This is a genomic window from Corynebacterium sp. MSK047, from assembly GCF_030232285.1.
GTDB classification, from domain to species: Bacteria; Actinomycetota; Actinomycetes; order Mycobacteriales; family Mycobacteriaceae; genus Corynebacterium; species Corynebacterium jeikeium_D.
The window spans coordinates 1-11,976 of sequence record NZ_JASPJI010000035.1; the positions used below are offsets into that span (position 1 = coordinate 1).

11 protein-coding genes are annotated in these 11,976 nt (G+C 58.5%); 7 read left to right on the forward strand and 4 right to left on the reverse strand.

Translation table 11 applies throughout. The features are described 5' to 3' along the window. Positions 1-423: 423 nt before the first annotated feature. The 4 genes from QP981_RS10740 to mptB form a co-directional block, all read right to left on the reverse strand. Positions 424-1,437, reverse strand: coding sequence for a COX15/CtaA family protein (locus tag QP981_RS10740; RefSeq protein WP_016422745.1), 1,014 nt, complete (start codon positions 1,435-1,437; stop codon positions 424-426). A 93-nt stretch (positions 1,438-1,530) separates the two neighbouring features. Then, positions 1,531-2,334 (reverse strand): ABC transporter permease, encoded by an 804-nt coding sequence (locus tag QP981_RS10745; RefSeq protein ID WP_284858003.1) that lies wholly within the window; start codon positions 2,332-2,334, stop codon positions 1,531-1,533. Continuing rightward, entirely contained in the window at positions 2,334-3,302 is a 969-nt protein-coding gene (locus QP981_RS10750; RefSeq protein WP_284797268.1) for an ABC transporter ATP-binding protein, read from the reverse strand. Before QP981_RS10750 ends, QP981_RS10745 begins: the two co-directional genes overlap by 1 nt. A 25-nt stretch (positions 3,303-3,327) precedes the next feature. Beyond that, a complete protein-coding gene (gene mptB, locus QP981_RS10755; RefSeq protein WP_502869569.1) occupies positions 3,328-5,067 on the reverse strand; it encodes a polyprenol phosphomannose-dependent alpha 1,6 mannosyltransferase MptB in 1,740 nt (579 codons plus the stop codon). A 185-nt stretch (positions 5,068-5,252) separates the two neighbouring features. Between mptB and QP981_RS10760 the strand changes: the two genes are divergently transcribed. The 7 genes from QP981_RS10760 (at position 5,253) to QP981_RS10790 (ending at position 11,703) form a co-directional block, all read left to right on the forward strand. Then, entirely contained in the window at positions 5,253-5,951 is a 699-nt protein-coding gene (locus QP981_RS10760; protein WP_048734176.1) for a helix-turn-helix transcriptional regulator, read from the forward strand. Further along, positions 5,948-7,414, forward strand: a complete 1,467-nt coding sequence (gene sufB, locus QP981_RS10765; protein WP_016422750.1) for a Fe-S cluster assembly protein SufB — start codon at positions 5,948-5,950, stop codon at positions 7,412-7,414. Before QP981_RS10760 ends, sufB begins: the two co-directional genes overlap by 4 nt. Positions 7,415-7,419: 5 nt before the next feature. Further along, positions 7,420-8,610: a Fe-S cluster assembly protein SufD gene (gene sufD, locus QP981_RS10770; RefSeq protein ID WP_016422751.1), complete on the forward strand. Its 1,191-nt coding sequence runs from the start codon at positions 7,420-7,422 to the stop codon at positions 8,608-8,610. A gap of 92 nt (positions 8,611-8,702) precedes the next feature. Next, entirely contained in the window at positions 8,703-9,464 is a 762-nt protein-coding gene (gene sufC / locus QP981_RS10775; protein WP_016422752.1) for a Fe-S cluster assembly ATPase SufC, read from the forward strand. After that, complete coding sequence (locus tag QP981_RS10780; RefSeq protein ID WP_284858001.1) at positions 9,457-10,710, forward strand: cysteine desulfurase; 1,254 nt, start codon at positions 9,457-9,459, stop codon at positions 10,708-10,710. Before sufC ends, QP981_RS10780 begins: the two co-directional genes overlap by 8 nt. 20 nt (positions 10,711-10,730) lie before the next feature. Beyond that, positions 10,731-11,246, forward strand: a complete 516-nt coding sequence (gene sufU, locus QP981_RS10785; protein ID WP_069359562.1) for a Fe-S cluster assembly sulfur transfer protein SufU — start codon at positions 10,731-10,733, stop codon at positions 11,244-11,246. Beyond that, a complete protein-coding gene (locus QP981_RS10790) occupies positions 11,239-11,703 on the forward strand; it encodes a metal-sulfur cluster assembly factor (RefSeq protein WP_016422755.1) in 465 nt (154 codons plus the stop codon). Before sufU ends, QP981_RS10790 begins: the two co-directional genes overlap by 8 nt. Positions 11,704-11,976: the final 273 nt, after the last annotated feature.

Here is an 11,976-nt window from a genome sequence, read left to right on the forward strand (position 1 = left end):
ACTTTGTGCTCTCAATGACAACTGCTCCCCACTAGTCGGTAACTGATTTCTCAGTCCAACTAATGGGGAGCAGTTCAGTTGCGGGAAGGGTCTCTTTTTGTGTGTGGAGATGGGCACGGGCTGCAAATGTGAAACTGTGCGAGTTTATGACACTTTCAGGCCATTTTTCGCGCGATTTCTGTCATAAACATAGTCAGTAACTCGGATCGATAAGTGGGCAGACCGCCCCCTTGCACCGCCCGCGCAGCCCGCACCGCCCGCGCAGCCCGCTAGCCACTGGGAAACGCACATCCGAGCACACGGAGCCGAGCAGACAGCAGAACCGCCTAAACACGCACAACCAAAGCGCGTGTTTAGGCGGTTCGAGCAGGAATCAACAGCCGGTAACCACAGCGGTTAATACAGCCGCTGACCGGCAGCTAGCTACGCGGTAACCTCGACGTTCTTCTCCGAAGCAACAGTGGCGGCAGCCGCATCGCCTTCAAGCGAGCCAGTGACTTCTGCGCTCCCACCGACAGTGCGGTAACCGTGCTGGAAAAGTACTGCAGTCAAAGCGGTGCAGATACCAGATCCGGCAACGTGAACCGGCACCAATGCCTCCGGTACACCGGACCAATACTGAATCATTCCAACTACGCCCTGAGCCAAAATGAACACAACGAGTGCGATGGCAACCTTACGCACAGGTGCAAAGGCTTCCGAGGCCAGCAGACCGAAAATGAGGCCGATAACCAGGCCAAGGTAGAGGTACATAAAACCAGCGTGGATATGTGCCAGGTCAACAATCGGTAGCTGGAGGCGATCCTCCGGGAGCACCGAAGCATCTCCAGCGTGTGGTCCAGCACCGGTGACCATAGTTCCGGTAATCAGCGTCATCGTCAGGGCCAAGCCGGAGGCGGCAGCCAGATAGCGCAGATAGCGCGGGTACATGCGGGTAGCAGTGCCGTCGTCAGGCTCAGAAATCTTGACGAAAAGCATGCCAGCGAGCCAGACCAGAATCATCGAAGGCAGGAAGTGCAGCGCTACGGCGTACCACTTCAGGTCAACCCAAACGGAGATACCGCCGATAACAGCCTGGACGATAACGCCGAGACCGTTGAGGAAGGCCAGCAACTTGATTTCCTGACGGCGACCGACACGCATAACCGAAAGGAAGAGCAGAAGTGTCAGAGCAACCAGCACAAAGGTGAGCAGCCGGTTGCCAAACTCAATAATCTGATGGAGCATTTCTGCTTCCCCCGCGACAGGAACGAAGCTGCCTGGGTGACATTCAGGCCACGAAGCACAACCGAGACCTGAACCAGTAACACGGACGATAGAACCGGTTACCGCAATTGCCGCCTGTGCAATCAAAACCAGCAGGGCATAGAGCTTCTGGCGCCCGATTGGTGTCAGCGGCAAAAACGATAGGGGCAAACTTCGATCTGCAGTATTCACATTAAGAAATTCTACCCATGCTGGCGGAAAATGGTAATAAGCGAAACCCCTGCGTTGGGCTGCGCTTTTCTATGCAGATTCCCCGACAGATTCCTAGTCATTCGGCATATCAAAACGGAACCAGCGGGCCGCCAGTGCAGCGCCAAGGACACCCCACACAACCAGCACCCCGACAGCTGACCAATGGACGGACATGGCCAATGCCGCGGAGATCACGTCGGTAAGCGCGACGGACGGCAAGAGGTGTAGCAGTACAGAGCTGATGCCATCTAGCGACGGTGCAACGGCCACATACGTAGTAGCACCAATGAGGATGAACCAGATCAGGTTAGCCAGACCTAGGATTAGCTCGGCTCCCAACGTACCTCCCATGAGCAAGCCCAATGAGGTAAAGACGAACGTTCCCAGAAGCATCCCCACATAAGCCAGCAGCCAGCCGCCAATCGACAGCTCTGCGCCAAGGGCGAGCCCCACGAGACTAAACAGTACGTACTGCAACGTGACGGTGGTGCAAACCGACACAATCTTGCCTGCGATAATACCCCAGGGTGGCACGCCTGAGGCGCCGATGCGCTTCAGGGCTCCGTAACGGCGGTCAAAGCCCACGGCAATTGCCTGTCCGGTAAACCCTGCAGACATGACGGAAATCGCCAGCACCATGGGGAAGATACGCTCGAGCGGATCATCGAGCTCCAACACCGGCACCATCACCAGGCCGATGAGCATCGCCAACGGGATAATGATGGTGAGGAGCATTTGCTCACCATGTCGCCAGAAGAGCTTCGTTTCCAACCACGCCTGCGACATGACCAACTTCGCCATGTCCGAACGCTGTGGCGCCGGGGCGAAAGTGCCCTTTGCAAAGCGGGAGGCATCAGACCTCCGTGCGGTAGTCATTAGCTCCTCATCTCCGTTCCAGTGATCTGCAAGAAGACATCTTCAAGCGATTGCGTCGCCCTATTCATCGAGGTGATCAGCACCTCTTGCTGCTCGCAACTCTGCGCCAAGACAGTCAAGGCGCGCGGTGAAGCCTCACCAATCAGGGAAAACTCTCCACCGCCAGAACGCTGCAGACGCTGTGAAAGACCGGACTCGCTAAAGCTGCGGTTGACCTCTTCGAAGTCAAGGCTGCCTCGAACGCTGATCTTCATAGCAATGCTTGACGACGTTCCCTGGAGAGCCGATGCGCCTGCGCTAGTGATCTCCTCGGTGGTACCGGCCACAACTAAATGGCCCCGGTCGATAATCGCAACGTCGTCGGCAAGCGATTCGGCCTCGTCCATGAGGTGCGTTGTCAGGACCACGGTGACCCCATCACGGCGCAGCGACGAGATGAGATCCCAGACGGCTAGACGGGACTGAGCATCGAGGCCTGCTGTCGGCTCGTCGAGGAACACAAGCTCCGGGCGTCCGACCAGGGCACATGCGAGCGACAGTCGCTGCTGCTGACCGCCAGAGAGCCTGCGGTAGTTCGTCTTACGATGGCGTTCTAGGCCAACGACTTCAAGAAGCCAATCAGTGTCCAGCGGGTTTGCGGAGTAACTGGCAACGAGGTTCAGCATTTCGCCAACGCGAACACCGGGGTAGGCACCTCCGCCCTGGAGCATGATGCCAATGCGACTGCGCAGTGTTGTGGTTTGAGTGACCGGGTCGAGATCGAGAATGCGAATTCGCCCTTCATCCGGCTTGATGAAGCCCTCACACATTTCAACGGTTGTGGTCTTACCAGCACCGTTGGGGCCGAGGAGCGCAAGAACCCTACCTCGATCCAGGGAAAGCGAAAGGTCTGATACAGCCTCAACGTCATCGAATTTCTTCGTTACGTTCTCAAGGCGCAGAGCAGGAGAATTGGCAGCGTTATTCACGGTTAGTCAGTCTAATCTCACAGTTTTAATGAAGGCGAAATACCTTAGATCGCGTCGAGTACGCCAAGATGACGAACATGACTGCGACGAAGAATACCAACGCCAGTAGGTAAATCTGAGCGACGGTGCCCGGAGGCAACCCCAGGCCGCGTGGTAGTACTACAAAACTGAAAATTGCCGAGTACAGAACCACGGCAATGCGAAATTGTACCCGGTTGGCCCAAGCGGACAGGGGCACGATGGCCCATAGCAGGTACCAGGGGTGCACGACGGGGAAGAGGATTACTAGAGCGAACATCGCCAGGCCGTAGCCGCCGAGCGGGTGAATGCGCCCACGGAACGTCGCTAACAGCATGCGCAGGAGCCAGGCAGCCACCAGCACTACGCCAATGCCGCGGGTAAACAGCAAAGCACTGTCGCTGATATCGCCGAGACCCAGAAGCCTGCCGAAGAAACCAGCGATAATCCCGAGCAGGGTAGTCAGCGACATCCAACTGCGCACCGTTGCGGCGCCACCCTGCGCGGTAATCCAACCAAAGCCCAGACCAGTTCCTAAGGAGACAACGACTGCCGTGACGACGGTTATTGCGCCCGTCACTACTGCGGAAAGAGCAACGGCCTTCCAGGTACTGCCAAACTTTCGAGCCAGCCACATGCCGGCGAAGCCGAGCGCCACGAAACCAGTGACTTTGACCATTCCGGCGAGACTGATGAGCACAATACCGCCTGCATACATTGCCCACGATCGACCTCGGCTTTGGTTCTCGTGTCCGATCGGTCCGGGTTCTGGCAGCTCATCGGGCACCATCGATTGCGCAGGGCCGTGGATAGCGCGCAGACACAGTTCGAGACCAACGAGCAGGAGTGCCAGCAGCAGGGCCTCATTGTGGATACCGCCCACGAGGTGTAGCAATACCAGCGGATTGAGCGTGCCCAGCCAGAGGGTGAACTGTGAGCTAACGCCGCAGCGGCGGCCAAGCTGCACCAGCGCCCAGGACACCACGAGAAGCGAAACAATGGCGACGAGTCGATGCAGAAAGACGGAAGCGATCACCCCGTCGCTGGTTATCTTGGCGATACCCCATGCCACTGCGAGGGCTGTGGGGCCGTATGGGCTCGGAGAGTGCGACCAAATCAATGGCACCGATCGGGCAAGTGGGTCGTTGGCTCCCAATAGGTCAACAGGTCCTGCGAGGTAGGGATCCATACCCCGCTCCACAATTGCAGCCTGCGCCAAATAGGAATAGATATCCTGCGTAAACAGGGGAGCGGTAAACATCAAGGGCAATACCCATGCCGCGTAGGTGCGTATGAGCATCGGAGTAGTCACTGCGGTGACGCGAGTCCGCGCACCGGCCAGAACGAAAGCGCCGACACCCAACCAGGCTGTGACTAACATGCCAATGCCCACGAAGGTGACGATTGTCGTTGCCACCAACATTCGACCGAGGATTAGCCCAAGTGGTGTACCCCAAAACTCATTTCCAACCACCGGTGTCGCGCCTGCGCCAATCCCAGCGACCATAATAAAGATCGCACCGAGAGCACCCAGCCAACGCAGCCAGGTGAAGCGTCTGAGTTCGCGGTAATTGATGCGGTGTTGGAGCGGCTGTTCTGAGCCCTGGTGGAGGGTTGCCGACCTAGAACCGGCCAGACCAATTTTCGGAATGGCGTCACGCACCCCGAGAGCGTCGTCGAAGGCGGACGAGCGGCGCGGGGTAGGTCGGTTAGTTTTCACAAAGTCACATAGTAGACGATTCGACACGCCGAAAGGGCGTTCTAATCAGCGACGTTGCATTGATATTTAAATGCGTTGGACATTGTGGCCCAATTACGACACAATTATGTTGTCTAATACACCAGCGGCGCAAGTGGGATACTTGCCTCGCTGAGCCACCTAGACACCCATTATTATCCAGCAGTCCAATCGCAGGAGGTGACTCACCAGTCATGGCAGATCGGAAGCCGACAGTCAATGATGGTGATACGCGCAAGCGCATTCTCCAATTGCTTCTGGAACACAACCCGGCGTCCGCGACTTTTATCGCAGACACCCTGGGACTATCCGCTGCAGGCGTCCGCCGTCATATTGACATTCTGGTGGACGAAGGTCTTGCCGAAACCGCTCCGGCACCCAGCACCGGCCCCCGGGGCCGAGGCAGGCCAGCAAAGTCCTATCGCCTGACAGATCGGGGCCGCGCTAGATTCGGGCACGCTTACGACGATCTTGCCAGTGCAGCTCTGACCGCACTGCGCAAGGCCGGTGGTGAGCAGGCAGTTGCCCAGTTTGCCCGTCAGCGCATTGATGACATTCTGCTCGGCGTCACCCCAGTGGGGCAGGACGCAGAGAAGGAAGAGGTCGTAGAGGCCGTCGTCGATGCTTTCCGACGGGCCGGGTACGCGGCAACTATCAACCAGAACACTGGCGGCGTGCAAATTTGCCAGCACCATTGCCCAATTAGCCACGTAGCCTCCGAGTTTCCGGAGCTCTGCGCGGCGGAGCATGAAGCCGTTAGTAAATTATTAGGTCAGCACACCCAACCGTTGGCGACTATCGCTGATGGAAACGGTATCTGCACTACGAATATCCCACTCACTCCCGTAACAAAGACACTTACTGAATCGCCACAAGAAAGGAGCGGAGAATGACCCTCGCCCATGAGAACTCCACCGACGTGGCTGAATCCACGAAGGCTGCCACTCCGCAGACTGACGAAGAGATTATCGAGTCCATTGGTGCCTACCAGTTCGGTTGGCACGACCCGGATACCGCTGGCGCTTCCGCGAAGCGTGGCCTGTCTGAAGCGGTCGTTCGCGATATTTCGGCTAAGAAGAACGAGCCGGAGTGGATGCTTGAACGTCGCTTGAAGGCTTTGGAAATCTTCGACCGCAAGCCGCTGCCCACCTGGGGCGCGGATCTGTCGGGCATCGACTTCGACAACATTAAGTACTTCGTTCGCTCCACCGAGAAGCAGGCCCAGACCTGGGAAGACCTGCCGGAGGATATTAAGAACACCTACGACAAGCTCGGCATTCCGGAGGCTGAGAAGCAGCGCCTGGTCGCAGGTGTCGCCGCTCAGTACGAGTCTGAGGTTGTCTACCACCAGATTCGCGAGGATCTGGAGGCCCAGGGCGTTATCTTCCTGGACACCGACACCGCTCTCAAGGAGCACCCGGAGCTGTTTAAGGAGTACTTCGGCACCGTCATTCCGTCCGGTGACAACAAGTTCTCCGCTCTTAACACCGCAGTCTGGTCCGGCGGCTCCTTCATTTACGTGCCGAAGGGCGTCCACGTGGACATCCCGCTGCAGGCATACTTCCGTATCAACACGGAAAACATGGGACAGTTCGAGCGCACGCTCATTATTGTCGACGAAGATGCCTACGTGCACTACGTCGAGGGCTGTACCGCTCCGATTTACAAGTCCGACTCGCTGCACTCGGCTGTTGTGGAGATCATCGTGAAGAAGGGTGGCCGCTGCCGCTACACCACGATCCAGAACTGGTCGAACAACGTCTACAACCTGGTTACCAAGCGCACCAAGTGCGAAGAGGGCGCAACCATGGAGTGGATTGACGGCAACATCGGTTCCAAGGTCACCATGAAGTACCCGGCAGTGTGGATGACCGGTCCGCATGCCAAGGGCGAGGTGCTGTCCGTGGCTATGGCTGGCGAGGGCCAGTTCCAGGACACCGGCGCCAAGATGGTGCACATGGCTCCGCACACGAGCTCCAACATCGTGTCCAAGTCCGTGGCCCGCAACGGTGGCCGCGCTGCCTACCGCGGTCTGGTGCAGGTCAACAAGGGTGCCAAGCACTCGCACTCCAACGTCGAGTGTGACGCACTCCTGGTGGACACGATTTCACGTTCGGACACGTACCCATACGTGGATGTCCGCGAGGACGACGTCACCCTCGGCCACGAGGCAACGGTTTCCAAGGTCTCTGACGATCAGCTTTTCTACCTGATGAGCCGCGGCATCGAGGAAGAAGATGCAATGGCCATGGTCGTGCGCGGCTTTGTCGAGCCCATCGCCAAGGAGCTCCCGATGGAATACGCCCTCGAGCTCAACCGCCTCATTGAACTGCAGATGGAAGGTTCGGTCGGTTAATACCAATGACTACGACGATTAACAACGAAAACCAGGCTGCTCATAGCCGTCGCGTGCTGGCGAACAAGGGCGACGTTTTCTCATCCTTCAACGTGGAGGACTTCGCCGTGCCGCATGGCAAGGATGAAGAGTGGAAGTTCACGCCGCTGCGTAAGCTCCGCGGTCTCCACAACGGCACCGCAGCAGAGCCGGTTGCAGCCTCAATTTCGGTCGAGACTGCTGGTCAGGATGGCGTCGCTGTGGACGTCGTCAAGCGTGACGACGAGCGCCTTGGTCGCGCCGGCGCCCCAACGGACCGCGTGGCAGCACAGGCGTACTCCAACTTCGACGATGCGCACATCGTGACCTTCGCGAAGAACTCGGTGTCCAAGGAGCCTGTCGTCATCGACATCGATGGTCCGGGCGAGGACAAGGTGTCCTACGGCCACATTGTCATTGACGTGCAGTCCCATGCCGAGGCCGTCTGCGTCATTAACTACCGAGGCAGTGGCACGTTCGCGGACAACATCGAGTTCGTAATCGGCGACGGCGCCAAGCTGGGCGTCGTGACCATGGTGAACTGGAACGAAGATGCCGTTCATGGCTCTGCGCACCACGTTCGTGTCGGCCGCGATGCTACGCTGCGCCACACTGTCGCAACGTTTGGCGGCGAGGTTGTCCGTATCGTTCCGCGCGTTGCTTTCACGGCACCCGGCGGCGACGTCGATCTGCTGGGCGTGTACTTCGCTGATGCCGGTCAGTACTTTGAAAACCGCATGCTGGTCGACCACGCTGTGCCGAACTGCCGCTCCAACGTGATGTACAAGGGCGCGCTGCAGGGCGAGCCGAATGTCGCTCATCGTGAGGCCCGCACCGCGTGGGTGGGAGACGTGCTCATTCGTGCAGAAGCGACGGGCACCGACACCTACGAGCTCAACCGCAACCTGCTGCTCACCGAAGGCGCGCGTGCCGACGCAGTTCCGAACCTGGAAATTGAAACCGGTGAGATTGCCGGTGCTGGGCACGCTGCCACCGTTGGCCGCTTCGACGAGGAACAGCTCTTCTACCTGCTCTCGCGCGGTATTCCGGAGCTGGCCGCTCGCCGTCTGGTGGTTCGCGGCTTCTTCAGCGAGGTCATCAACCTGATTCCGGTCGAGTCCGTTCGCGAGAAGCTTGAAAAGCTCGTTGACGAAGAGCTCAACACCGCTGGCTTCTAACCGCTTATCTTCTTTCTCACCCTTTCCGTCCTGTCAACCCGGAAGTGCCGGGGGACAGGCCACTTACACCGATTAAAGGAAAAGATTTCACTATGAGCACTTTGGAAATCCGTAACCTCCACGCGCAGGTGCTGCCGACCGATGAGTCCGCCGAGCCCAAGGAGATTTTGAAGGGCGTCAACCTGACGATCAACTCCGGCGAAACCCACGCTGTGATGGGGCCGAACGGCTCTGGTAAATCCACCCTGAGCTACACCATCGCAGGTCACCCGCGTTACGAAGTCACCGAGGGCGAGATTCTCCTCGACGGCGAAAACGTGCTGGAGATGAGCGTCGACGAGCGCGCTCGCGCTGGGCTCTTCCTGGCAATGCAGTACCCGGTCGAGGTCACCGGCGTGTCCATGTCCAACTTCCTGCGCTCTGCAGCAACCGCTGTCCGCGGCGAGGCTCCGAAGCTGCGCCACTGGGTCAAGGAGGTCCGTGAGGCAATGGCTGACCTGGAGATCGATTCGTCGTTCTCCGAGCGCTCCGTCAACGAGGGCTTCTCCGGTGGCGAGAAGAAGCGTCACGAGATTCTGCAGCTCGACCTGCTGAAGCCGAAGTTCGCCATCCTGGACGAGACCGACTCCGGCCTGGACGTCGACGCTCTGCGCGTTGTCTCTGACGGCATTAACCGCTACCAGGACGAAAACGACGGCGGCATTCTGATCATTACTCACTACCAGCGCATCCTGAACTACGTGAAGCCGGACTTCGTCCACGTCTTCCACGATGGTCGCTTCATCACCTCCGGTGGCCCGGAGCTTGCAGACGAGCTGGAAGAGCACGGCTACGAGAAGTACATCAATGCCTAACGCCGAACTACTCAGCCCATCACTCCGCGAGGACTTTCCGATTCTGTCGCGCACTGTCCGTGACGGAAAGCGGCTGGTCTACCTGGACTCCGGAGCGACCTCGCAGCGCCCCAAGCAAGTCATCGATGCTGAGGTGGAGTTCCTAACCCACCACAATGCACCGGTGCACCGCGGCGCTTACGAGATCGCTGAGGAGGCCACGGACGCCTACGAAGATGCCCGCGAAGCCATCGCTGGCTTCATCGGCGCCGACTATGACGAGCTGGTCTTCACCAAGAACGCCACCGAAGCGTTGAACACAGTGGCATTCGTGCTTGGCGACGACCGCGCAGGTCAGTACCAGGTCGGCGAAGGTGACGAGATTGTCGTCACCGAGCTGGAGCATCACGCGAACTTGGTGCCGTGGCAGGAGCTGGCTCGCCGCACCGGTGCGACACTTCGTTGGTATGGCGTGACTGAGGACGGCCGCATTGACGTGGACTCGCTGGAGCTCAGCGAGAAGACCAAGGTAGTGGCCTTTACCCACCAGTCAAACGTCACCGGTGCAGTCACCGATGTGAAGGAGATGGTGCGCCGTGCACGCGAGGTCGGTGCGCTGGTAGTCCTCGATGCCTGCCAGTCGGTGCCGCATATGCCTGTCGACGTCAAAGATCTCGATGTGGACTTCCTGGCGTTCTCCGGCCACAAGATGCTCGGCCCCAACGGGGTCGGCGCGCTCTACGGTCGCCGGGAACTGCTCGAGGCACTGCCGCCGTTCCTCACTGGTGGTTCGATGATTGAGGTCGTCACCATGGAGAAGACCACCTTCGCGGCGCCTCCGCAGCGCTTCGAGGCGGGTACCATGATGACTTCCCAGGTCGTCGGTCTGGGGGCTGCGGTGAAGTACCTGGATTCCATTGGTATGGATAAGGTGGCTGCTCATGAGCACCACCTGACCGCGCTCGCACTGGAGAAGCTGCAGGAAATTGACGGCGTGACCATCATCGGGCCGACTACTCCAGAACAGCGTGGCTCTGCAGTCTCCTTCAAGGTCGAGGGCATTCACCCGCACGATCTTGGCCAGGTTTTAGACGACCAGGGCGTGTGCATCCGCGTCGGTCACCATTGCGCGTGGCCAATTCACCAAATCCTCAACGCCCAGTCGACCGCCCGGGCATCCTTCTACATCTACAACACGGAAGAGGACGTTCAGGCGCTTGCCGACGCAGTGCGCCATGCACAGAAGTTCTTCGGTGTCACCCCGTAACTTTAAGAAAGGAGAAGGACATGAAGCTCGAGCAGATGTACCAGGAAGTTATCCTGGATCACTACAAGCATCCGCAGCATGCGGGTTTGCGGGAGCCTTTCAATACGGAAGTGCATCACGTCAACCCGTCGTGTGGCGATGAACTCACGCTTCGCGTCACTCTGAACGACGACCTCACCGTCGTCAATGACGTCTCCTATGACGCCGTGGGCTGTTCTATCTCGCAAGCCTCTACCTCAGTTATGGCTGAGGAGATTGTCGGCAAGACTGTCGACGAGGCCATGGCCAAGCTTGCCGAGTTCGAGAAGATGGTCACCTCCCGAGGCAAGATTGAGGGCGATGAGGACCTTATCGGCGATGGGATTGCCTTCGCTGGTGTTTCTAAGTACCCCGCCCGCGTGAAGTGCGCTCTTCTCGGTTGGAAGGCTTTCCAGGCCGCGACCGCTGAGGCTCTGGCCAACGCCGCTGAAGGCAACGGCGTTGGTACCGCGACTGTAACCGTTACCAATGACGAGGAAGGCCATCGCCATGACTGAACCAATCGCTAATGACGCCACCTCGCCCGCACAGCCTGATGCTGTCGACGAGGACACCATGACCACTGGTGCTCCGATTGATGAGGGGGATGCGTACGAGTCCATCACCGTCCCGCCGGCACCGGAGCAGACCGAAGCCGATAACAAGCTGGCCATCCAGGTTGAAGAGGCAATGTACGAGGTTGTTGACCCGGAACTCGGAGTCAACGTCGTGGACCTGGGCCTGGTATATGACATCTGGATTGAAGAAGGCGACATTGCCGCTATCTTCATGACACTCACGTCCCCGGCCTGCCCGCTGACCGATATGCTCACCGACCAGACTGCCTCCGAGGTTATGAAGGTCGAGGGTATCCGCGACTTCCGCCTCAACTGGGTCTGGTCCCCGGCATGGGGCCCACACATGATCACTGAGGACGGCCGCGAGCAGATGCGCGCTCTCGGCTTCTCGGTCTAGATGATCAGTGACAGCGGTGATTAGGGAACCGCTACGTTAAAAGTGCTTGGCGACGAGCTCCTGGCTCGTTCAGCTAGGCACTTTTTCGTTTGTTTTTGAGTTGCTGACTGCGTTTATGGCCGGGATCGGTAGGGCGATGCGAGTTACTGACTGCATTTATGTCAAAAATGGCTCAAAAAATGGCCTGAAAGCGTCAGGAGTTGTCAGTGGGTGAATGCGCCACCTCGACTTGGAGGTTGTTGTGGCTGGTCGTTGGACTCCGAAAGATGTGAA

Excerpts from the sequence above, each read along its gene's own strand:
- QP981_RS10745 (WP_284858003.1), bottom strand. The coding sequence starts at position 2,334 with ATGACTACCGCACGGAGGTCTGATGCCTCCCGCTTTGCAAAGGGCACT.
- QP981_RS10760 (WP_048734176.1), top strand. The coding sequence starts at position 5,253 with ATGGCAGATCGGAAGCCGACAGTCAATGATGGTGATACGCGCAAGCGC.
- sufB (WP_016422750.1), top strand. The coding sequence starts at position 5,948 with ATGACCCTCGCCCATGAGAACTCCACCGACGTGGCTGAATCCACGAAG.
- sufD (WP_016422751.1), top strand. The coding sequence starts at position 7,420 with ATGACTACGACGATTAACAACGAAAACCAGGCTGCTCATAGCCGTCGC.
- sufC (WP_016422752.1), top strand. The coding sequence starts at position 8,703 with ATGAGCACTTTGGAAATCCGTAACCTCCACGCGCAGGTGCTGCCGACC.
- QP981_RS10780 (WP_284858001.1), top strand. The coding sequence starts at position 9,457 with ATGCCTAACGCCGAACTACTCAGCCCATCACTCCGCGAGGACTTTCCG.
- sufU (WP_069359562.1), top strand. The coding sequence starts at position 10,731 with ATGAAGCTCGAGCAGATGTACCAGGAAGTTATCCTGGATCACTACAAG.
- QP981_RS10790 (WP_016422755.1), top strand. The coding sequence starts at position 11,239 with ATGACTGAACCAATCGCTAATGACGCCACCTCGCCCGCACAGCCTGAT.